The 21,616-nt window shown below is 43.1% G+C and carries 28 protein-coding genes; 15 read left to right on the forward strand and 13 right to left on the reverse strand.

The genetic code is table 11. The features are described from left to right. Positions 1-471: 471 nt before the first annotated feature. The 4 genes from QUB77_RS13760 to cpeB form a co-directional block, all read right to left on the reverse strand. Positions 472-1,086, reverse strand: a complete 615-nt coding sequence (locus QUB77_RS13760; RefSeq protein ID WP_333173659.1) for a HEAT repeat domain-containing protein — start codon at positions 1,084-1,086, stop codon at positions 472-474. A gap of 112 nt (positions 1,087-1,198) precedes the next feature. Then, positions 1,199-2,491: a HEAT repeat domain-containing protein gene (locus QUB77_RS13765; protein WP_333173663.1), complete on the reverse strand. Its 1,293-nt coding sequence runs from the start codon at positions 2,489-2,491 to the stop codon at positions 1,199-1,201. Positions 2,492-2,662: 171 nt separating this feature from the next. Next, a complete protein-coding gene (locus tag QUB77_RS13770) occupies positions 2,663-3,157 on the reverse strand; it encodes a bleomycin hydrolase (RefSeq protein ID WP_333173666.1) in 495 nt (164 codons plus the stop codon). Positions 3,158-3,236: 79 nt separating this feature from the next. Beyond that, positions 3,237-3,791: a C-phycoerythrin subunit beta gene (cpeB, locus tag QUB77_RS13775; protein ID WP_015174916.1), complete on the reverse strand. Its 555-nt coding sequence runs from the start codon at positions 3,789-3,791 to the stop codon at positions 3,237-3,239. A gap of 234 nt (positions 3,792-4,025) precedes the next feature. Here cpeB and QUB77_RS13780 point away from each other — a divergent pair, with 234 nt between their 5' ends. The 8 genes from QUB77_RS13780 to QUB77_RS13815 all read left to right on the forward strand — a co-directional run bounded on the left by QUB77_RS13780 (position 4,026) and on the right by QUB77_RS13815 (position 9,422). Beyond that, on the forward strand, positions 4,026-4,562 hold the full coding sequence (locus tag QUB77_RS13780) for a phycobiliprotein lyase (RefSeq protein WP_333173671.1): 537 nt from the start codon (positions 4,026-4,028) through the stop codon (positions 4,560-4,562). Between the two features lie 50 nt (positions 4,563-4,612). Beyond that, entirely contained in the window at positions 4,613-5,215 is a 603-nt protein-coding gene (locus QUB77_RS13785) for a chromophore lyase CpcT/CpeT (RefSeq protein ID WP_333173674.1), read from the forward strand. 227 nt (positions 5,216-5,442) lie between these two features. Next, on the forward strand, positions 5,443-6,327 hold the full coding sequence (locus QUB77_RS13790; protein WP_333173676.1) for a phycobilisome linker polypeptide: 885 nt from the start codon (positions 5,443-5,445) through the stop codon (positions 6,325-6,327). Positions 6,328-6,438: 111 nt separating this feature from the next. Beyond that, a complete protein-coding gene (locus tag QUB77_RS13795; protein WP_333173677.1) occupies positions 6,439-7,206 on the forward strand; it encodes a phycobilisome rod-core linker polypeptide in 768 nt (255 codons plus the stop codon). A gap of 357 nt (positions 7,207-7,563) precedes the next feature. Further along, complete coding sequence (locus tag QUB77_RS13800) at positions 7,564-7,872, forward strand: phycobilisome rod-core linker polypeptide (protein ID WP_333173680.1); 309 nt, start codon at positions 7,564-7,566, stop codon at positions 7,870-7,872. A gap of 269 nt (positions 7,873-8,141) precedes the next feature. After that, positions 8,142-8,210, forward strand: coding sequence for a phycobilisome linker polypeptide (locus QUB77_RS13805; RefSeq protein WP_333067242.1), 69 nt, complete (start codon positions 8,142-8,144; stop codon positions 8,208-8,210). A gap of 145 nt (positions 8,211-8,355) precedes the next feature. Then, a complete protein-coding gene (locus tag QUB77_RS13810; protein WP_333173684.1) occupies positions 8,356-8,661 on the forward strand; it encodes a CpeR family transcriptional regulator in 306 nt (101 codons plus the stop codon). A 104-nt stretch (positions 8,662-8,765) separates the two neighbouring features. Further along, positions 8,766-9,422 carry a HEAT repeat domain-containing protein gene (locus QUB77_RS13815; RefSeq protein ID WP_333173685.1) on the forward strand — a complete coding sequence of 219 codons (657 nt, stop codon included), beginning with the start codon at positions 8,766-8,768 and terminating at the stop codon, positions 9,420-9,422. A 23-nt stretch (positions 9,423-9,445) separates the two neighbouring features. Here the strand turns inward: QUB77_RS13815 and QUB77_RS13820 are convergent, their stop codons facing one another. Next, positions 9,446-10,024 carry a phycobilisome protein gene (locus QUB77_RS13820; RefSeq protein WP_333173688.1) on the reverse strand — a complete coding sequence of 193 codons (579 nt, stop codon included), beginning with the start codon at positions 10,022-10,024 and terminating at the stop codon, positions 9,446-9,448. 245 nt (positions 10,025-10,269) lie between these two features. Between QUB77_RS13820 and QUB77_RS13825 the strand changes: the two genes are divergently transcribed. Both QUB77_RS13825 and QUB77_RS13830 read left to right on the forward strand, forming a co-directional pair. Next, positions 10,270-11,004, forward strand: a complete 735-nt coding sequence (locus QUB77_RS13825; RefSeq protein WP_333173690.1) for a 15,16-dihydrobiliverdin:ferredoxin oxidoreductase — start codon at positions 10,270-10,272, stop codon at positions 11,002-11,004. Between the two features lie 7 nt (positions 11,005-11,011). Then, positions 11,012-11,764, forward strand: a complete 753-nt coding sequence (locus QUB77_RS13830; RefSeq protein ID WP_333173692.1) for a phycoerythrobilin:ferredoxin oxidoreductase — start codon at positions 11,012-11,014, stop codon at positions 11,762-11,764. 2 nt (positions 11,765-11,766) lie between these two features. Here the strand turns inward: QUB77_RS13830 and QUB77_RS13835 are convergent, their stop codons facing one another. Continuing rightward, a complete protein-coding gene (locus tag QUB77_RS13835; protein ID WP_333173695.1) occupies positions 11,767-12,597 on the reverse strand; it encodes a pentapeptide repeat-containing protein in 831 nt (276 codons plus the stop codon). 218 nt (positions 12,598-12,815) lie between these two features. Between QUB77_RS13835 and QUB77_RS13840 the strand changes: the two genes are divergently transcribed. From QUB77_RS13840 to QUB77_RS13855, 4 genes are all read left to right on the forward strand, one after another. After that, positions 12,816-13,424, forward strand: coding sequence for a phycobiliprotein lyase (locus QUB77_RS13840; RefSeq protein WP_333173697.1), 609 nt, complete (start codon positions 12,816-12,818; stop codon positions 13,422-13,424). Positions 13,425-13,582: 158 nt separating this feature from the next. After that, positions 13,583-13,849, forward strand: a complete 267-nt coding sequence (locus QUB77_RS13845; protein ID WP_333173699.1) for a hypothetical protein — start codon at positions 13,583-13,585, stop codon at positions 13,847-13,849. A 9-nt stretch (positions 13,850-13,858) separates the two neighbouring features. Beyond that, positions 13,859-14,740: a HEAT repeat domain-containing protein gene (locus QUB77_RS13850; protein ID WP_333173701.1), complete on the forward strand. Its 882-nt coding sequence runs from the start codon at positions 13,859-13,861 to the stop codon at positions 14,738-14,740. A gap of 8 nt (positions 14,741-14,748) precedes the next feature. Further along, positions 14,749-15,225, forward strand: coding sequence for a DUF2656 domain-containing protein (locus QUB77_RS13855; RefSeq protein WP_333173704.1), 477 nt, complete (start codon positions 14,749-14,751; stop codon positions 15,223-15,225). 72 nt (positions 15,226-15,297) lie between these two features. On the opposite strand, the gene QUB77_RS13860 is transcribed toward QUB77_RS13855, so the two are convergent. The 6 genes from QUB77_RS13860 to QUB77_RS13885 all read right to left on the reverse strand — a co-directional run bounded on the left by QUB77_RS13860 (position 15,298) and on the right by QUB77_RS13885 (position 19,638). Further along, entirely contained in the window at positions 15,298-15,864 is a 567-nt protein-coding gene (locus tag QUB77_RS13860; RefSeq protein WP_333173706.1) for a hypothetical protein, read from the reverse strand. Then, positions 15,864-17,249, reverse strand: coding sequence for an ATP-binding protein (locus QUB77_RS13865; protein ID WP_333173709.1), 1,386 nt, complete (start codon positions 17,247-17,249; stop codon positions 15,864-15,866). Before QUB77_RS13865 ends, QUB77_RS13860 begins: the two co-directional genes overlap by 1 nt. 63 nt (positions 17,250-17,312) lie before the next feature. Beyond that, the gene (locus QUB77_RS13870) at positions 17,313-17,615 is read right to left on the reverse strand and encodes a HAMP domain-containing sensor histidine kinase (RefSeq protein WP_333173761.1); all 303 of its coding nucleotides are present in this window, start codon (positions 17,613-17,615) and stop codon (positions 17,313-17,315) included. Positions 17,616-17,909: 294 nt separating this feature from the next. After that, positions 17,910-18,536, reverse strand: a complete 627-nt coding sequence (locus tag QUB77_RS13875; RefSeq protein ID WP_333173711.1) for an FMN-binding negative transcriptional regulator — start codon at positions 18,534-18,536, stop codon at positions 17,910-17,912. Between the two features lie 235 nt (positions 18,537-18,771). After that, positions 18,772-19,206 (reverse strand): MAPEG family protein, encoded by a 435-nt coding sequence (locus QUB77_RS13880; protein WP_333173714.1) that lies wholly within the window; start codon positions 19,204-19,206, stop codon positions 18,772-18,774. A 9-nt stretch (positions 19,207-19,215) separates the two neighbouring features. Beyond that, a complete protein-coding gene (locus QUB77_RS13885) occupies positions 19,216-19,638 on the reverse strand; it encodes a DUF6220 domain-containing protein (RefSeq protein ID WP_333173716.1) in 423 nt (140 codons plus the stop codon). A gap of 184 nt (positions 19,639-19,822) precedes the next feature. Between QUB77_RS13885 and QUB77_RS13890 the strand changes: the two genes are divergently transcribed. Next, positions 19,823-20,569, forward strand: a complete 747-nt coding sequence (locus QUB77_RS13890; RefSeq protein WP_333173719.1) for a LuxR C-terminal-related transcriptional regulator — start codon at positions 19,823-19,825, stop codon at positions 20,567-20,569. 201 nt (positions 20,570-20,770) lie between these two features. On the opposite strand, the gene QUB77_RS13895 is transcribed toward QUB77_RS13890, so the two are convergent. Continuing rightward, a complete protein-coding gene (locus QUB77_RS13895; RefSeq protein ID WP_333173721.1) occupies positions 20,771-21,487 on the reverse strand; it encodes a class I SAM-dependent methyltransferase in 717 nt (238 codons plus the stop codon). Between the last annotated feature and the right edge of the window lie 129 nt (positions 21,488-21,616).

Here is a 21,616-nt window from a genome sequence, read left to right on the forward strand (position 1 = left end):
AGCTGTTCGGTATTTAAATTTAAGTAAGCTTTCGGACGAGTCCGATTGCCGCCCCACAAGAGTTATCAGAAATGATTTCCAGGCAAAATATCCTAGCCGGATCGCCTAATTTTCGCTAACCTAAATCAGGGCCATTTGGTCGTAAGGATAGCATATTATATGACTAAATTGGCGTTGCTGAATTATAGGTATGAATTCAAGATTTCCCAATTGTTATAAGGCAAGTATGGTGAGTTTTGTAACATCAAGCGAAAAGTTGATTCATACGCCAGAATCAGCAACGCCACTATCAAATCACTGACCGGATGATTTTTGATTTATGCGAACTCGTGTGTCAGAAGCTCGAAACTCGATTGCAAGAACAGTCACAACAGTTAAAAAAGCTCGACTGATTGCGTCAACTCTAACCGCGTTCGCTTTGCCTGCAAGTGCTGTGTGCGATCGAGAGTAGTGCTAAAAATCTCACTAAATCTAACTATCTGCACGCTTGTAATTCATCACCAAATCCAACCGCGATAAAGAACTTGTCGCTGATTCCCGCACATAAGAATCCACCGATTCATCATTGGCAAATGTGGTGAGAACTTCTACACAACGCCGATCGCCCACAGAAGCAAGAGCATTCACGATCGCCACCTGTACCGCCACATTATCCGTTGTTTTGAGCGACTCCACCAAAATCTCAAAAGCAGAGGAACCCATCTGCCCCAAGGCCATCACTGAAGCAATATTAACCACAGGATTCGGATCGTCGATCGCCTTTTTCAATCCCTGCAAGCCCGCTTCAGGAAACGGCAAATCTGGATAATTAACCGCAATTTGTGCCAATACCTTCGCCGCACTCCCTCGCACAGTCACATTATCACTGTTTAACAATGCCTCAACCACAGATGGCACAGCCTCTTCACCAATCACGCCCAAGGCTTTTACCGCCGCCCGACGATAGGTGACATCTTCTTCATCTAAAATGCCCACCAATCGAGAAATTGTATTTTCATCGCGGGAATCAGCAATTTCAAACATTGCCCGATCGCGCAGATGAGGATTCGGGTGTTTTAGTTGTTCAAACAAAGCATCTGTTGTCATGGTTTTTGGGGTTTTAGGTATTGTATTTTAAGCTTAATTAAGATATTACATTTCTCAGGTAGGGACACTGCACTGCCGTGTCCGGTAGCTGTAGTGACACGGCAGTGCCTCCCTACAGCTCTAACTCGGATGTGACAGAAGTATGAGCATCTACTTTAGCTCGAACCAACCAATCTTGATCGGCCGCAGCAATTTCATAACCGCTGACATCACCAAGTTTTTCTAGTGCCATTAATGCAGCATACTTCAAATCCCAGATTTTAGTTTCCAGACAGGCTTTCAATTCTGGAATAGCACGTTGTTCTCCCAGTTCTCCCAGGGCGATCGCCGCCGCTGCACGGGATTTCTGAAACTGGGGTTGCGGGTGATGCAAAGCTTCCAATAACAAATCGTAGGCTGGAGAATGTTTTAACCAACCGAACAATTTTACCACATGAAAATGCGCTCCATAGTCATTATTTGCTTCTTCAGCAAAGGTAGCAAACAGGGCGGCTGGTGCCTCCTCTGAGTAATTTTCAAGTATCGTTTTAGCTGCTAAATAGCAACGTCCAAAATCTGTTTCGTATAATTGGCGAATTAAAAACGGTAAGTCGGGCAATTTTTCATAACTATGCACTAGATCTAAATCTGCTGGATAATCTCTTAATGTTTGTTCCAAATGGGGTTTAATGGTAGCAAAAGTCAGGAATTTGTCAGCAATTCCTGCTTCTGCTAACATCCTAATTCCTCTGAGCCTAAAGACTAAAGATACCGGGCATCTGGCAATATTTGGAATTGCATCGTAGTAACGCGCATCTATCAAATCCTGAATAGATAATCGGCGCCCAAGGACATTTTTGTGTTGCAACATCGCGACAACTTTTCCCATTTGAGAAAAGTCTCTGGTTAAGCGACAAATTGCGGCGATCGCAGCACTAGCAGTCGGCGGGTCAATATCATCGACAAATCTGCGAATTCTGGCTACGGCTGGCTGATAATCTAACTTAGTTAAGGTGTGGATAATTACCCGGTAGGTTTGTCCCGGTTTCTCCAGCAATTGGGCAACTTCTGCTAAAATATCGGGATCTTGAGTGCCAATTTCGCCGATCGCCCAAACCGCATTTTCCACCGTGTAGCAGTCATCATCCGCCAGACAGGTGCGAATCACCGGCAATGCTTGCACCGCTTGCAGTCTTCCTAATGTTTCCACCGATTTGCGGCGCACAATCCGGTTTTCCAGCACCGGATCGGTTTGTTGTACTGCTCGCATCAGTGCTGCGATCGATCGATCACTTGAGAAATTGATCAAGTGGGAAGCAGCTATGTAGCGGGAATCCTCTTCGCCGATTTCTGCTTGGGGCGTATCTAAAAGCGCGATCGCCTGGTCTTCCGTTAAATTAAAAAAACTAAAAAAGCGTTTATCCATAAAATTAGCAGTCTGCAATAACTATAATATGATATGCCTATTAAAACACAATAACAAGCCTAGGAATTCTTTACCCTTACCTCACCAAAATCGGTAAAGCAACGAGCCAAGAGTTCCTAGACTTGTCGGGTAGAAACTACCCTGTCACGACATGACAAACCTGTCAGTTAATTAGGACAGGGAGTTGATCGCGTAGTCAAGAAGAGCATTGTACTCAGTCAAAGCTTGAGCAGACAAATCGCGAGGAGCGCAACCGCGGTTACGAGCAAAGCTCAATGCTTCAACGTAAGGAGCAGTAGGCAAGCCCAAAGCGCGATAAACTTCGCGTTGACCAGCAATACCCCATTCGTCCAGAGGGCCTGTGCCACCAACAACTAAGCAATATTGAACCAAGCGCAGGTAGTGCTTGATGTCACGATGGCATTTTGCTTTGAAAGTATCGGTGGAGTTAGCTTGACCGGATTCGTTCAAGTAAGGATACTTTTTGATGCAAGCATCATAAGCTTCTTTAGCAACTGCGTCGAGGTTGTTGCCTAGTTTTTCTGCAGCTTCTAAACGAGCAGCAGAGCGTTGGATAGAACCTTGAACTGATTCTAAATCTGAGGTGCTAGGGAAGCGGCCTGCTGCATCAGCAGAGGCAATAGCTGTGGTGAGAACTGATTTCATTTCCTAAAACTCCTAAAGTGATTTTGACGACAGTGAGCGTAGTTTCAATTTTGCTGAGCGAATTGCGATTAGCAACTGACTAGCTCAGTGCAGAAATGATGCGATCGAAGTAGCTGGAAGCTTCAGCAACGAGGCTAGCACAACGATCTTCTACTACAGGACTGCCCATTTTGCGGAGCTTAGCACCAGCAAATTTTTCGCTGGGATTGTCTTGGATGTGAGCAGCCGCTTGAGCCTTCATGATTTGAACGGCACGCACGGTGGAGGTGGTGGGCACGCCCAAAGCTGCGTAGGTTTCTTTCAAACCATTCAAGCAACGGTCATCAAGAACTGAAGCATCACCAGCCAACAAAGCATAGGTGACATAGCGCAGGATGATTTCTGCATCGCGCAAGCAAGCAGCCATGCGGCGGTTAGGATAGCAGTTACCACCAGCTTGAATCAAGCCTTGGTTTTCGCAGATCATACCGGCAACAGCATCAGAAACCATGCAGCTAGCGTTGCTGGCGATCGCGTTTACAGCGTCCAAGCGTCGGTTGCCGCTGGCAACGAAAGCTCTCAGAGCACTAATATCACCGACGGTAGAGGTGCTGGCATCGGCTGAAACTACAGCTCTTGAAAAAGCGTCAAGCATTGAGTTCTCCTTAACTTAGAAAAATTATTTCTGAACTTGAGTTGGTCAACTTGGTGACTAACTTAATGGTTTTGAATATATCTCTGGGGTGTTGCCTCTGTCTCATTCCTGAGAAACAAAGTAACAATTTGTTACTTTTGTGGCTAAAAGCACTTTTTTTCGTGGACAGCGGCCCAAAAAGTGGAGTTCTGAAGACAAGAATATTTTGGCTCTTGCCCCTGTACAATGTTTTCCATGAACAATATTAAGCAGTTTGTTGAAAATTCTCTAGGGCGGTGGCGCTCCCAGCGCAGCGCCCATCATTTGACTTTCAGACACTTTGAAGCTGTGCAGTCAGTCATTGATATCGTTGCTATCTCACCGGGCGATCGGGCAGTGATGGAACTCTGTCAATTGTATAATGTTGACTCATCCCAAGCAGTAATGCCTTTTCAAATGAGTTGGGAGGGTGAGTCAGATTGGGATGAGAATTCTGAGGTTAAGGGGAGTTGTATTCTGGTCCCAATCCCAGATCCAAATATACCTAATCGGGGTAAGTTATTACGAGATCAAGGTTATGCTGAAACTATTGCCGCCGCAGGTGACTATCACATCACAGAGGATGGAACTTTTGTGCTGTTGACTAGCTACGAACACGCCGCAGCAGAAGAAAAAATTTGGTTTGCTAATCCTAATTTACGGTTTCGTGTTTCCCTAATTAAAACCAGTGGAGGAAGTGGGGTAGTAACAGCGTCATTTTCCTCAGAAATTCGTTCGCTTTCAGGGAATTAGTGAATTGCTAATTGCTATTAATAAACTTTCTTCTACCTTCTTCTTAGCTTATGAATTCCGTTAAAAGCAATGATTTAATCACTTTAGCTCAATGGATGGCTGGGGATTTTAGTAACTCTCAACAATCCTTTAATAACCCACAAAAATTTGCCCATATTCGGATATTTTTTCGTCCCTTACCCTTTGAATTTTTCAATGCGATTGGCTTTTACTCTGAACAAGTTTACGATCACGATCTGTGGACTCCCTATCGTCAGGGAGTTCATCGCTTAATTGACCAGGAAGATCAGATTTATATTGAAAATTATAGCCTCCAAGACCCCATACAGTACGCCGGAGCCGCACGAGAGTTAAGCATTCTCAAAACTATTAAACCAGATAGTCTGCAACGACGCTATCACTGTTCCATGATTTTTAAACGAGAGGGCGAAATGTTTCGAGGCCGTGTGGAACCTGGAAACCTTTGTCTCATCGAAAAAAGAGGTTGTTCCACCTACCTAGTCAGTGATGTCGAGATTACAGAAACAACTTGGAGTAGCCTCGATCGAGGTCTGGACGTAAATACCCATCAACAGGTTTGGGGGTCGGCTTTTGGCTCTCTACAGTTTGAAAAGCGTCAAAGTTTTGCCACTGAGTTACCTCACATCTTATAACTTATCGGCTTAATAATTTCAAGTCACACTCACCATATATTACATTTTTTTATTTCGTACTACAGAATAAATATTGCAATAAAAGACTCCGAACCCAGCTTTCAACCTCTTTGTGTAGTACAACTAAGCTCCCCCGATCAAATTTTATGTTAAGTTATGTAAAGTTTTTTAATATAACGTCTAAGTATGGTAGTTTCTCATGTAATACAATCGTGGAGATTTTTTAAATGGTTTTTGGACCTGCATCTCGACTTGGAGTCAGTTTATTTGAAGAAACACCTCGTTTAGAACTAATTCCAGGACGTTCACAAGAAGAAGTAGAAACCATTATTAATGCCGTTTATCGGCAAGTTTTGGGTAATGCTTACGTCATGGAAAGTGAACGAGCGACGATTCCTGAATCCCAATTCAAAAGTGGTGAATTCAGTGTGCGCGAATTTGTCCGCGCTTTGGCAAAATCAGACGCTTACCGCTCTCGCTTTTTTGATACTTGTCCTCGCTATCGGTTTATTGAACTCAATTTCAAACATCTTCTAGGTCGGGCCCCTGATGGCTTAGAAGAAATGAGAGAACATAGCACCATTCTAGATACAGAAGGCTTCGAGGCAGAAATTGATTCTTACCTCGACAGTGATGAATACCAAAATGCCTATGGGGAAAATATCGTTCCCTATTACCGAGGCTACAAAACCCAGCCAGGACAAAATATGGTTGGGTTTACTCATATGTTTGCTCTGTTGCGGGGAGCTTCCAGTAGCGACCTCAAGGGCAGTCTTTCTGGAAAAACCCCTGTCCTGAATAAATTCGTGATTCAGCAAACCCCTCTACCCATAGTTCCCCCTTCAGGTGGTGCAGTTGGAGATGGTTGGGCATTCCAAGAGTCTGGTATCAATTCACGTACTCGTGCTGGATTAGGCGCCTCAGCAGAAGGCAAAGTTTATCGCATTACTGTGACTGGATATCGTTCTTCAGCAACGACTGTGATGAACCGAGTCTCTAAATTTCGCTCTAGCAATCAAGCCTATCTCGTACCATTTGATAGGCTCTCGCAAGAATATCAACGCATTCACAAACAAGGCGGCGTAATTTCCAGCATTACTGCTGTCAATTAACAACCGCTCAAACTTCTGCCTTAACGACTTGGGGAATTATCTCCCTGAGCGTGTCTTTCACAATGCCTAATTCCATGTTTTCAAGCGTTATTTATTCTTAGGAGAAACTCAATGAGTGTCGTTTTAGATGCGCCAGTAGAACTTTGGCCGACCAGTAGCTCCGATGATAAACAGGCAATAATTCGCGCTGTTTACAAGCAAGTATTAGGCAATCCCCATATCATGGAAAGTGAACGCCTGACGATTGCAGAATCCAAGTTGTGCGATGGCACGATAACGGTACGAGAATTTGTCCGCGCTGTGGCTAAATCTGACTTTTATCGCAGTCGGTATTTTGAATCCTGCGCTCCTTACCGCTTTGTCGAGCTAAACTTCAAACATTTGTTGGGTCGCGCTCCTTTAGCTCAAGAGGAACTTTCTGAGCATATTTGTCGGTGTACGCAAGAAGGCTACGAGGCCGAAATTGATTCTTATCTCGATAGTCCAGAATATCAGGAAAAATTTGGCGAGAATACAGTCCCTTATTATCAAGGGGCAAAAAGTCAAGTCGGACAAAAGCAAGTCGGCTACAATCGCACCCTTTCCCTGTATCAAGGTTATGCAGGAGTTGATAGTGCTTTTACCGCTTCTCGCTTAGTAGATTTTGTGGCTGGTAATAGCGGTAACAAGATTACTTTGCCAACAACAGGCGGTCGGATCAGTGCTTACAAAGATGCGACAGAAAAGACATTTAAGATTTTAGTCAAGGGGTCTAAATTTGATAGTCCTCGCCGACTAAGTAACACTGAATATCTTGTATCCGGTGGGAATATGACTCCGCAAATTCAGCGCATTCATCGTGCAGGTGGCAAAATTGTCAGCATCACAGAAGTTGCTTGAGGCATAGAGTGATTAGCGGGTAGAGAAGTAGTAAAAAATTACTTCTCTATCTCTCTCTGAAACAATCGCGATTTTTATCTTATCACCCTCGCAATTATGAAAGCGATAACGATAGAAAGAGATAGTTTTTCTATGCCTAATAACAGATGTGTTTGCCTTAGTCAAGCTATTTCAGCCAACAGTAACTTTTTTTTACACTCTCAATCAAAATTTAATTAACGTTAGGACAAAAAAATGTTCAGTTTAACAGCCGCTTTCATAAGTGACACAGTAGAACTGCTATCCAATGCAACGGAAGACGATTTACAAGTCGTTATTCGTGCTGCTTAGCGACAGGTGTTAGGAAATGCTCACCTGATGGAAAGTCAGCGTCTCACCAGGGCTGAATCTTTGCTCCGCAATGGTGAGATTACGGTGCGTGAACTGGTCAGACAAGTGGCAAAATCCGACCTGTATCCCTCTCTATTTTTTAACACCAATTCTGCCTACAGGTTCATCGAGTTAAACTGCAAGCATTTAATTGTCGAGCTTCTTCAGAACAGGCGGAAATTTCTGCTCACGTCCAAATTTGTAACGGTCAAGGCTAGGATGCCGAAATCGATTCTTATATCGATAGTGACGAGTATACCTAGAACTTGGGCGAGAATATTGTGCCTTATCCTCTGAGCATTAGTAGCCAAACTGGTATCAAGAATGTCTGGTTTAATCGGATGCTTTCTTTGCTGGGAGGATCAGCTACTAGCGATATAGCAGTAATCAAGCTCAATTAATTGCTACGGTTGCGAGCAACCTGCCTCATAAAATCCAATTTTCTAGCGTTGCTACCAGTGGAGCATCTAGCACAACTGGTAAACGTTTTCGGATTACTGCTGCTAAGTCTGGTGGTGCTAAGGTCAGAGTGAGCAAGATTCCGCTATGAAGCCAGCTATGCTCAAATGTCTAAGCAAATTAAAAATATTCATAAAATGGGAGGCAAAATTCTCAGTATTACTGAAGTTGGCTAAATTGATATAGACTTCACCTTTGTATTCATTTGAGTTTGGTATCTCCTGCTTTCTGTACAGCGAGTTTATTATTCGCTCTTTTTCTTCTATGTAACACTTGAAAATAAAAATAAATTACTCAGTTTTCAAGCTGAGGATCTGAAAGATGCTACCCCCAATAGCTTGTAAAAAAATTCAGGCTTGGATTAGAAGTCGTCACCTAATTTTTTCCGGTCAATTGCTAATTTTTGAAACTTTAGACTATCCAGCCGTTGAGCGATTTGAGGAATGTGTTAACAGTCTAGGAGGGTGCTTAATTTCTGTTGAACCAGCCAAACGACTTTGGATGGGAAACCATCGGCAAGTGATTCTTTATCAGGCTAAAGCCAGTTTGCATACACCTCATCATGAACTGCGACAGTATTGGTTCAAGTACGGCTGTTTTCAGACTCGATTCGATCAAAGAGCTTAGCTATAACAAGCGCCAAGATTGTTAATTATTAAAATATCTTTGGTTATTTGCATAATTAGGAACTTTTTGGTTAAAATGGAGAAAAATTATACTTTGTTGTGATTATGGATCTTCATGAAATCGAAACGTCTCTGAACAATCCTGATTTTCAGTATCGACTCAAGGCCGTCGCGGCTCTCAAGGATTATCAACCAGAGATTGCCGTTCCCTTGCTCAAGGGCAAACTCGATGACCCGGAATTCTTAGTACGTTCCTTTGTCAGCAGGGCCTTTGGGACACAACAAACCGCTGAATCCTTCGCCTCATTGCTCCAAATCATGAAATTTGATAATACGCCGAATGTGCGAGCTGAGGCTGCTAATTCTCTTTCGCTTTTTGGTCGATGTGCTGCATCTCATTTAGTCTTGACTTTTTTTCAGGATGACCACTGGTTAGTGCGTCGTAGTATTCTGGCAGTTTTGGTTGATATGGAGTGCGAAAGCGAACTCTTTGAGGTCTGTATGGAAGCTTTAGCTGGCGAAGATATGACCACCCAGGAAGCGGCTGTGGATGCACTTGGTACATTAGCCGGAACTAATCAGGAACAGGCTGCACTTTCTCAGTTATTAATGCTGGCTAATTCTGAGTATGAACGTATGCGTCAGCACGTCGCATCTGCTTTGCAGCATTTTGACGATTCGCAGGCTAAGGAAATTTTAGGTCAACTTCGGCAAGACTCAAATCATCGAGTTGTTGCTACTGCTTTAGAAAATCAGCTTTAGACAATAAATATTAAGGAAGTTGATTAAGCTTGACTAAAAGTTTTTAACCCACTGATTAAATGGTCAAAAGAGAGGCTCAATAAATCCCGGTCTTCGGAATTAAAATGCTGCAAGCTAACTTTTTTCAACTGTTCTAGTCCACAGAGCATCGCCGAAACAGGAACCCGCAATTCTTGATACAGTAGTTCCATGTTTTTGAGTCCTTCTGGGCTAGTAAATTGAGGGCGATTACCTGCAATTCCATAGGTGATACAGCGTAGGAACTGCCAAAAATCTCGCCAACAGGCTTCAGCACGTTCGGGAGGATAAAGGTCATTACCAGGCTCAGTGATATCGGGAAAGTCCGCTAATACCTTTTTCCTCGCCTCAGCAACAATATCAGGAGCTTGGTCTCGCAATAATCTGGCTTTTTCTAGCATTAAAGAGAGATGAGGATGAAGATTTTCAATGCGTTCTAAATCCTCATCTGTGAGATATCGACTTTGATTGTCAGCATCTTGAAAAATGGCAATTACTTCCTCTGAATATAAGTTTTTCCAAGTGGCAAAACTGACAATTCTGGCTTGGGGAATTAATTGCTTGGCTCTTTCACTTAATTGCATATTTATTAAATTACACTCACTTAATTTACTAGGATAGACTAAAATTATGAGCGACTTGGTTAAGATTTATTACAAAGGGAGCAGTTTAATGATGGTTGGCGCAGGGTTTTTCTGGGAAATCCTGAGCGCACCACAGATTTTTGTAACGAAATATTACTTTGTTTGTCAAAAACAGAGACAAGATTTAAGGTAATCCCTTATGATCTTGTTTTGAGGGAAAGATTGAAGGAGCTAGATTTTAATCTATGTTTAAGCCGTTTCAGGAATTCTTAGAAAAAGAACTGTTTGGACGTTTTGCTCTAGAGAGTCGTCCCATTCCCTCTGGGTTGGAATCGGTGGTGAGTGAAAGAGGCAAAAATCCCGCCACGATTCAAAGTTGGTGCTATCAATGTCCCGAATTGCGAAAGATTCGTTACACCTACATTGATGCTGGAGAAACGGCACAAATTTTCAATAGTGTCATTTATCCGAATTATAATTACGATCTGCCTTTGCTGGGAATTGATTTTTTAGCCTTTGGACAGAAAAAAATCTTGGTTGTCTTAGATTTTCAACCTTTATTCCGCGATCGAGCCTATATAGACAAATATATCGGGCCCATGAGCGCACTTAAGGAGAAATACAAAGATTTAACACAAGACTTAGAAATGAAGTTTTACGATGCGAACCAGTATTTTTCTAAGAACTTGCTATTTGCTAAAACTGATGCAGAAACGGTTGTAACTCGTTTATTTCCAGCCTATCAAGAATATGTCCAGTTGTATTGGCAAATGCTAGAGCAAGCTTCCCCGCTTAACAGTCCCGAAGAGATGCAGCGGATTGTGAAGGCACAAAAAGATTACGATCAGTATAGTGCAGAACGTGATCCAGCATCAGGGCTATTCGGCAGCTATTTTGGGCATGAATGGTCAGAGCGATTTCTGTACGAATTTTTGTTTGAAGATGCTGTTCCCTTAGCAGTTCCAGCGGGAGTAAGATAAGTTAAAAATGACTCTTTATCAGCCTTTTTTAGATTACGCTCTCCCAGTTCTAAAAGCACGACTTGACTTGGCGCCCTATCCCATTCCCGCAGGTTTTGAGCACAAGGAAGCTATAACTGGGAAGGGGAAAAAAGAGCAGTTGGTTGTGACGACAAGTCATGCTTTTAAGTCCTCAAAATTACGCCAAATTCGGGCGGCTCATGTTGAGGGTGGTGATGCTCTCCAGGTACTTAATTTTGTGATTTTCCCCCAGTTAAATTATGACTTGCCCTTTTTTGGGGCGGACTTAGTAACCTTGCCGGGGGGACATTTAATTGCTTTGGATATGCAGCCTCTTTTTCACGATGTTGCTTATCAGAAGAAATACTCAGAGCCAATTTTGCCGATTTTTAACAGCTATCAAAAGGAGTTGCCTTGGGGAGGAGATTTTCCTGACGAGGCAAAACCTTTCTTTTCTCCTGCTTTTCTTTGGACTCGTCCCAAGGAAACAGAGGCTGTGCAAACTACGGTCTTTGAAGCTTTTAAGGATTATCTTCAAGCTTATCTCGATTTGGTTGAGCAAGCGCAACCTGTCACAGATAGTCAGCGACTTGGAGAGATTCTTGAGGCACAGCGACGTTATATTAATTATCGTGCTGCAAAAGATCCGGCGAGGGGGATGTTTACGCGCTTCTATGGTGAGGAGTGGACTGAGGAATATATTCACGGTTTTCTGTTCGATTTAGAACGCCACCTTCTTGAAGTTCCACAATCAGTTTAAATTTATCTTACCTGAGAGCCAAGACTCTGAGCGGTATTGTTACGAGTAAAAGCATTCCAAGTTCCTAATTCTTTGCGATCGCGACTACAAAGCATGGCTTTCATCTCTTGGGTCAGTCCTTGTGCTAGGGTAAAATCTGCCCCAGCGATACTCTTTAACTGCTCTAAATTGGCCCCGGTTAAGTCAGCCCCTCGTAAATCCGCTCCTTGTAATTCGACTCCAATTAAGATAGCATTTCGCAAATAAGCACCAGTCAGAAAGGCATTCTGAAGACTCGCCCCACTTAAGGCGGCTCCCTCTAAATTTGCCCCAGTTAAATCGGCTCCGCTGAGATAAGCACCTCGCAGATTGCAGCCGCGTAAATCTGCGCCTCTGAGGTAAGCTGTATTTAGAAAAGCTCCACTGAGATTGGCTTGGGGACCAATTGCTCCTGAATTTTTGTAATTAAATCCTTCTGGCCAAAGGGTATGAGCATCATATTGAGCTAATTTTAATTTAGCCTCTTGTAGCTGGGCATCGACTAAATTACAGCCCTGTAACTCTGCACGAAAAAGATAGCTTTCTTGTAAATTCGCTCGACTCAAATTGGCATCTCTGAGATTGGCCCTTCGTAAATCAACTCCTTGGAGATTTGCCCCTTGCAAATTGGTTTGACTAAGGTTTGCCCCTATCAAGTTTGCTCCACTGAAATCAATACCAACTAAATCCATCTGGCTGAGGTTTATTCCCGCAAGGTTGCTTTGAGCTAGACTTTTCCCTTGCTGAATGGTTGCCAAGATTTCTGTTGCAGAAAGGGGTTCGGAGAGGAAAGATGAGTGTTGACGAGGTGACATTATGTTTTTCTGAAAATTTATTGATCGAGTTGCTCAAAATTGTCCCGTGTCATTTATCCTAGAATTTGAAGGATTCCAGACTGACGTTTGTTTATTTTTCTTAACCAAAATCAGCTCTGATTCCCAGTTCGGCTAAGCTCAGGTCAAAGCCTAAATTCCCGTTTTTCAATGAGATTTGTCTCAATCCCTCTGATTCCTCTCGCTAAGTTGACACAGAAATGCTGCTAACACCACCTATGACTATGATGGATTTCTTTCGCAAGAGTGAGGGCGTTTGGTTTACTCAGCGAACAGTCCATAATTTTGATACTGCTGCGGCTGATGAGTCGGGAGAATCCAATGTCATCATTGAAGTTTTGTCAATAGATGATCCCAGACTTTTAGATGTTTGTCAACAGCAGAATGTCGATCCCGCTTTAGTTAGTGGGGGATGCAGTTTTATGTGGCAGGACAATTTAGATGATACAGTTCCGAACCAAAACTATGCTGCTATTCTTTTAGATGTGCCTAATCCTACTAATCCGAGAACAGGCAAGTTTCTGCGAAATCGAGGCTATGTTGAAGGTATTCCGGTCATCGGTGTTTACCATTTTGCGGATGATGGGGTATTGACTATTGAGACGGAATATGAGACTAATCAAGGACAGGAACGCTGTTGGTTTATTAACGATCATTTTCGGGTACGGGTGATGACTGTGCAGATGGTAAATGGGGTTAAACAAATGGCATACTGTTCTGAGCGTCGTTGTATCTCTCACTCGGCTTTAGAAGAGATGATTGAACAAAATCGCTTGAGATTTTCTGGGGTGGGTGTGCTGTCACCTTAAAGCACAAATATCCAGTCTCTTGCAATCGCAGCTACACACAGTCAAAATCTACTGGTGATTGAAATTGCGGTAACATAAACAAAAAATATCCCGACGACTGCAATCGCATCTACACACAAAGTTCGCAGACGCGGACTAATTATTGAACTCTCAAAACTATGTCTGAAAACGAAGAATTGAATCCATCCGATCGTGAGGAAACTGTTGCCGCTTCACCAGAGACTAATGTTGAAGAATTGGCCGAAGTAATTGCTGAATTTGAGGCATATCGGGAACGTTTGGTTAATGAAACAATGACGGCGGCACAAAAGGCAAAATTACCTCCGAAGGCGGCGATGGCTAAAATTGAGCCGGAACTTGCTAAGATTGATGCGGGACTGGAGAGTCTTCGCGCTCAATTGGCGGCTCTAACTACTAATAATTAGGTGATAATTATGGTCAATTTTAATGCTCAAGCTGAGGCAGATCCAATTCTCTTGGCTCACGATGAAACTGATGCTTTTCTTCGGGAAGTTACTGAACAAATAGATTTAGATACTTTCGATGCTAATGATTCCAATCTGTTGAAGCGGTTGGTTGAATGTTTGGGCGATACGCGGGGGATGACTCGACTGCGTTTCGCGGAAACTTTGGCGGAAATTGGCGAAGCGGCGACTCCTTTTTTATTAGATGCTTTGGCAAATCATGTTAATCCGGTTGTGCGGCGTGCTGCTGCTAAAACTCTGACTTTGATTGCGGATCCGACTGCGGTTCCTTATTTAATTCATGCTTTGTTGAATGATGAGGATACGGTGGTTAAGGGTTCATCAATTGGGGCGTTGGCGAGGATTGGGGAGCCGTCTGTGCAGGCTTTGTTGGATATTTTAGGGTCAACTGATTTGCCTGAGAGTACGATCGGTCATGCGGCTTGGGCGTTGGCTTTTATTGGGGCGGGGGCGAAGGAGTATTTGTATCGGGCGATCGCGTCTGATTCGCCTGTGGTGCGCGGTGCGGTGGTGGGTGCGATCGCGAAAGTTGCCCAGGAAGAACCGAAGGATGAATTATTCGAGATTTTGGTTAAGTCTCTAACGGATGTTGATGTTGATGTGCGCTGTGAGGCGGCGGCGGCTTTAGGAAATCTGGCTTATAAACCGGCAATTCCTAATCTGATTGAGTTGCTGGATAATGGTGATGGGGAAACTCGTAGGGCGGCGGCTTTGTCTTTGATGAAAGTGGGCGATCGGGCTGCGATTGAACCGCTACAAGCTGCTTTGGAAAAGGAGTCTGAAGCGGCGATTCAAGGTGTGATTAAGTTGGCAATTTCTCAAATTAAGTAACTAAAAGTATGACTAAATCTGGAACGGGGCGGATGTTGCTTTCTCATAATTTTGATATGCCGGAGGGTGTTTTTCTCACTTTAAGTAGGGAAGAATTTACTCTGGTATTTGCTGAGGGTTTAAGTCAATATCCTGAGATTAAGTGCCGTCAATTAAATCATGCTCATTGGATGGTAGAAGTTTTATTTTCTACTGATGCTTTTTCTCCGCCTCAAGTGGGAGAATTTTGTACTCAAAGTTTGGTGGATAAGCGGATGAGTCAGGGGAAAACTGATGATTTTTTTCCTGATATTTTGATTTTAGCGGGATTGAAGAAGACTCCTCCTTTGAGTAGCGATGCTGATGCGTTGCAACCGGGAGAATGGGGGGTGGATGTGGTGGAAACTCAGTCGGCTGAGAGTTTTTTGATGGCGATGGGGTGGGAGGAGAAAACGGCGGGGAAAAGTATTGAGGATGTTTTTAAGGTTGAAAGGAGAAAGGGGTGAAGGGTTACAGGTTGTTGGAAAAGTAAGAGCTAAGTCCCAAAAGACTGATTGTGATGTTGGCCAGGATATTATCTATTTCCCTCCGATCAAAAAATTGAATTGAAGGTAATTTGGGGAACTGATTTTCAGCATATTTTCTGGACAGTCATGGTTATCAGTTATTGCCTCCCGTGTTGGTTTCTTAGGAATATTGATATTTCTGATAGCGACAAATCGATAGACATAACCATCAAGGAATTTTTTTGCAGACCAAAATTCTTTGCCAATTTTCTGACAATACGCGACAAAACACTGTGCACCTTTAAGTTGCTGAATAATTTTCCATTCTGGGCTTGTTGTAGTTTTGGCCTTCATCTCAATACAGAGGATAACTTTTTTCTTACCAGTATCAGCAATGATCACAAAATCTGCACGTCTGCATTCACCTTTTGAACCACAAAATATCGCTTCAGGTGATGTAAAATCATCTACTTTAATGATAATAACTTGATCGTCATTGGGCATTCCACGAATTGTCACAAAGCAGTTGGGGAGAGCGGGTTCTCTGAGTGTCACTTCCTTTTTGCCATAGCTATCTTCTACCAATGGCACTGTAGCACTTTCTTTAATCATCTCTTTGAGGATAGCAATATCAGACATTAATCCTTACCCCAGACAATCGCTTCCTGAATCCGGTTCATAGTCTCAATAGTTGTATCAAAACTGCGAGCTTCAATACCCATTTCTGGATCAATATCTGCTGGTGTCAGGGTTTGACATAGAGTTTTTCTTTTCTTTCCTTCTAAAAGGGTTGGTGCTTCTTCTGCAATATAAACTTTAATTTTTTCAGCCGATATCAGTTCCACTTCGCGATAACCTTCTTCTTCAGCAATTCGCTTCAGATGAGGTTGATCGTGGTTAAGCATAATCAAAGTATTCAGTTCTTTAATAATGTAATCGCTATGGGTAGTTATAAACACTTTAATACCTAGATTAACCAGTCTGGCTAATAGCCGTGCGACGCGGCGCTGATTTTCAGGATGTAGATTCAATTCTGGTTCATCTACCATCAATAAATCGCCAATCTGAGCCTCATGTTTCAGGTAAAAACCGATATCTAATAGAGAACGCACAGCACTAGAACTTTGAGCCATAGAAACCTTAACCCGTTTACCCTTCGGCACATAATAAAGCTGGTCACTACGGTTAACAGTGTACTCTCCACCGAGGATGTCAGCAAAATCTGTCAATACATCGGGATGGTTTTCAGCAAGGAAACTGGTTTTTTTAACAATGCTTTCAAGTTTTCTGATAAAATCTACATTTGTCTCTATCGGCAGAGCATAATTCGGATCAACCTTTAAGAAAAGGTTCATTGGATTGATATTATTGTTGGCTTGACCCATTTCGTCAAGCAAGCGATTACGGGCAAAATTCAACTCTTTGCGAAAAATAGCTGTACCAGTTCGTTCTGCACTAGCGATAAAAGGATGAGGAATAATTTCATGAAAAATAACGTCTTTTAATGCATCAGTAATGATACGCTTAATTATCTGCTTGGGAAATTTTACCTTGTCTTTTTCAACGATCAGAGCGATAACTAATTCTGTACTTTCTTCAATTTTGAGCATCGAAAATATGTCGTCATTTACCGATCCTATTGTTCTCTCAAATCGGTAGGCCAATCTAATATTTTTTATATCTATACTTACCTGAAACTCTGTGTATTTAAATTGTTCAGCCGGTGCTGCAAAAATCTCAGGCAATCGCTGTGTATAATCATGACAACCTTTAGCAACAATCTGCTTAACCTGCTTGATATATTCTTGTAGATCCAGGCGAATTACTCCGTCATTAAGAAGTTGCTCAATTTTATCGTCTTTGAGTTCGATAAAAAATCTCTGTTTCCAAGTATACAAAAAGCCAAATAGTGCATAAGTAGCGTAGGTTTTACCGGTATTATTGCCACCACAAATAATTGTTAGGTCGCCCAGGGTGAATTTGGCTTCCTTTAAAACACCAAGATTTTTGACTTTGACTTCCATAAATATTTAGCTAAAATGACAACTTACGATTTCATTTTACAGTATTAGAAGCATTAATTATACCTAAAATTTACCCATCGTCAACTCCTGCTGCTGAACAGGAATACAAATCTCAAACTCTGTCCCTTTTTCTGGCGTGGAAAAACAGCTAAGCGTCCCACCATGTTTTTCAGTAATAATCTGATAACTAATCGCCATTCCCATTCCGGTTCCCTTCCCTACAGGCTTTGTTGTAAAAAATGGATTGAATATCTGTGTTTGAATTGCTTCTGGAATTCCATTGCCATTATCGGCGATCGCAATTTTAACCCATTGCGAATCTACCACCGAGGTACAGATTGTAATACAACAGGGGTGCCTCCCGATCGACTAATTTTCGCAACCCTCTCACCGCCGATATTTCTCGTCGCCGTCCCCAATCGACTTATACAAATCTCTAGATTTCTCAAAAAAAGGGCCGGGTCGAGCGACATCCGTAGTATTTAGTATCAAGTTAAATACTCTAGAATTATCTGCCTAATGTTCGGTACTTCCCGCCTAAGACCAAGGATTGAACCCCACAGCAGGTGGGTCTAAAACATCATTAAAATTAGTCAAAGCTAAATGTTTAATTTTCCCTTCATCCTAAATTTAAGCAGCAGCAATTGTGCGATCCACAGTCTAATTCGATTCCAGGTTCTGTTTCATCTCGACACCCACGGCACGAGCGGCCGGATCTAAACTCTGTAGGAGTGTGTTTGACACAGTTTCGCGATCGACTTGGCTGCGGTTTTGACTGAGCTTGTACTTTCCTTCCAGTCGAGTTACAGTCATCTCAAATCCTACAATACCATCCATCATCCCTTCACGGAATTGATTCGATAAACCGTCCCAATGCGATTGGTAGTCAACCTCGTAGGTGTCTATCATCTGATTTATCATCTTGTTCATGGCTTTTGGTGAGTCCTTGAGCCTGATGATGTTGGGAACACCATACGCATGAACAGCAATATAGTTCCATGTTGGTACGCTCTCGTGTTTTTCATACTGTGTAGGGGAAATGTAAGCGTGCGGCCCGGTAAAGATAGCCAATGACTCAGCAGATCCGAAGGCTTGCCATTGAGGATTTTGCTTCGAGAGATGACCGCTCAATTTTACGACCTCCCCTTGCATTGTGATGACGAGAGGAATATGTGAAGCACAAGGTACAGCGTCTATGCTAGATACCAATGTTGCAAAACTATGGGTTCTCATGAAAGCCACCAGTTTATCAATATTGTCTTCTTGAAAAGCAGTTGGTCTATACATGGAAATTTAATCTAGATCTCAATTTCTCGTCCATTATACTACTCGCACAGAGTTGAAGAGCGATCGACCTATTGGTAATTTTAAAGTATTGGGTATTGCGATCGCGAGCTAACGACTCGGTTCAGTGGCATACCGCCCCGCAATACCCGAACACACACGCAGAAATAGGGCGGGCTTTCCGCTGCACGCTCATTGTTCGCCGACTGTTGATAACTTCTAGCTCATTTGAGCGAGGTTAATGAATTGTGCCAAAGTGGATAATGGCTGCGCGGATCGCGATGAACCACACCGCGAGCGTGGAAAATAGGTAGAGGTAGAACCGAAGTATGATGAGATTGAATGTGCAATGAACAGCACTATGCAATGTACGAAACACAACGAAGACCCAGGCGGCGTTCACATACACTGTATCCACCTGCTTTGTGATGAATAGGTATAGGACAAGCGCATAGAAAAGTACCGGAATCTCGAACAGGTTTTTTAGATTATCCGATGGATTGGATACGCTTGGTGGCGAGATTTGTGCCAGTGCGCCCGGTACAGCAAAATCCTTTTGACCGAGCTTTCTACTTGTGATAAAACTGATACGGCGGATGTACATATACACCCAGACTATGAGTGTTAGAAACACTGTGGCAAAGAAGGGACTGAAGATTGCATCTTGCGTCATTTCTACCTCTCAAATTTGATTATTTTGATAGTTGCTAGACGATAAAGTGGATGATATGCGATGTACAAGGCTTGAAGAAACATAGAGTAACGTAAATCCAATTAGAGGATGTAGTATCTCTAGGTGAAGAGGAGTTTGGAGATGAATGCTGGCAAATTGTAGTCCAAGCAGCACTGGCAAACTTGAGGCGAGATGTCGTATTCTGCGTGAGAATGGGGCGATCAACGACCATCCCAGTAATACTAATGACAGCCCACTGTACCCTCGCACTAGCCAAACATGAATATTCCACCATGCAGGATTATTGAAGTAGGCAACTCCAACCGTCAATAACTGAGCAATTAAGCAGACATTAAAGACTATTGAAGTCGCGTAAAAGCCGATCGGCATCCAAGGTGTTGGAGTGCGGTCGATTTCCAAATCTGTTGTCATGTCAAGTTGTTTTTGAGACTATAACGGTAATATAATTCGAGTATTGCAATGCTTCTAGACCTCGATCGGGTACTCTTTTTGACAATCAAGCAATTTGGTTACAAGCCCCCAGATTCATCCGTTGGGTCAATTCTAAAATCTAAAATCTAAAATCTAAAATCTAAAATCGGTTGACACCATGAGCATGACAAGTCCCTTGCAACTTTTATTTGAAGCGATCGACCAGGGGAAGGATGAACAAGAGCTGCGATCGCACATCGTGCCCAAAATCGGTGAGTATTTTGCAGCTAAACGATCGGGAATCTTTTTCTTTGATCGACTTCCTTTAGCAGATACCAATTTTCAGAAAACATTGAAAGTTGCGCTATCAATCGAACATAATCCTGTTGCACGTTATTTAGTGGAGCGCCATGCTCCTGTCCATGAAGCATTAGTGACATCATCACCCAAGGTTTGGACAATAATTTGTCCCCGCCCCGATCATTGGCACGTGATGGCGGGGCCGATTGTCAGTCGCGGTCAATTAATGGGTGTAGTGGGTTGTACGCGCGATCGGTCAATGCCCGCCTTTGATACACAAAATCTAGCAGATTTGAGTGCGATCTGTTTGCATTTGTCTGTTTGGACTGCAACAGTGCGCGAAGCTAAGCTATCCCGTAGGGAATCGCAACACCAACCTTTCAAGAGCTCACGCCTAACGCCTCGTGAATTGCAAATTGCCGAATTGGTTGCTTTGGGGCGAACCAACGCAGAAATCGGGAGGGCAATTTGGATTACTGAGAATTCAGTGAAGCAAGCTTTGAAGCGAATGTTCCGTAAGCTTGAGGTTTCGTCTCGTGCAGAAATGGTTGCACAGCTTTCGGCGACCAAATATAATTTGCCAAGCGTAAAAATGTCTCCATCCAACTTGATGCAGAACACTCACCAATAAACTTAACGCTAGAAACCCCAAGAGCGATCGCAATACCGAAATGAAGAGCGATCGACCTACTGGTAATTTAGAAGCATTCGGTATTGAGTATTGCGATCGCTCTTCGGCGCGACTCGGTTCTAGGGGTTCCAGAAAACTTTGCAACCTCACACTTGGTTTTAGTCAGTCCACTTCACGAGATTTTTCAGCGGCTGTTGATAACTACACTTCTAGCGAGGGTGGTGTTCGCCTAGCATACCAGGCATGAATCAGCAGGGTTTGGAAGAACAATACAGGTGTATCAAAGCCGCTCGATGCAATTATTGATTCGACTTCAAGTGGCGGTAGCACAGCAGTATTTCGACCATAAGAAGCACGAAACTTTTCAATCTCCTCAGCAGGCACTTCGGAATACCTCAGCATTCGCAGCCAAACCTCGAAAAGGCTTTGGTACGCTGAAGTAGACATATCGGAAGCTAGATCCGCACTGACCAAATATCCGTTAGGGCAAAGTCGTGAAGCAATTTGACTGAAAAAGTGGCGCCGCTCATCTTGTTGCATAAAGAAGTGAGAAACCAGAAGGCAAGTCGCCGCATCGAAAGAGTGCGATGCGGGCATTGAATCGAGATAGCCTTCGTGAAAAGTGCAACGTGACGCGATACCGCACTCTTCGGCGCGTTGGCGACAGATGTCAAGCATCGGTGCCGCAGGCTCTACCGCAGTAAACTGCCACTGTGGAAATGTTTCGGCCAGATAAATCAATTCCAAGCCGGTTCCTGCGCCGACACAGAGAATCCGTGCATCTGCAGGAAGTTCGGAAAGTACCAGGCCGATCAGTAAATGAAGTGCGTCGCGCATCGGAGCCAATTTAGCGAATCTTTTGTCGTAGGAAGAAGCGCGTTCTCGATCGAAAACAATAGGTGACTCTTGATTTTGCATTCTGGAAAGCCAATAAGCTTGCAATCTGTATTTTAATAGCTATCTGAATTGGATTTTAGCGCCTTGCTTCAAAACTTACTGGGTTCGGGCCAAACAAAAGTAATAAGAATCCTAAAAGCTCGATCGCCC

Origin of the sequence: Microcoleus sp. AT9b-C3 (assembly GCF_036705485.1) — a bacterium.
GTDB lineage: Bacteria > Cyanobacteriota > Cyanobacteriia > Cyanobacteriales > Microcoleaceae > Microcoleus.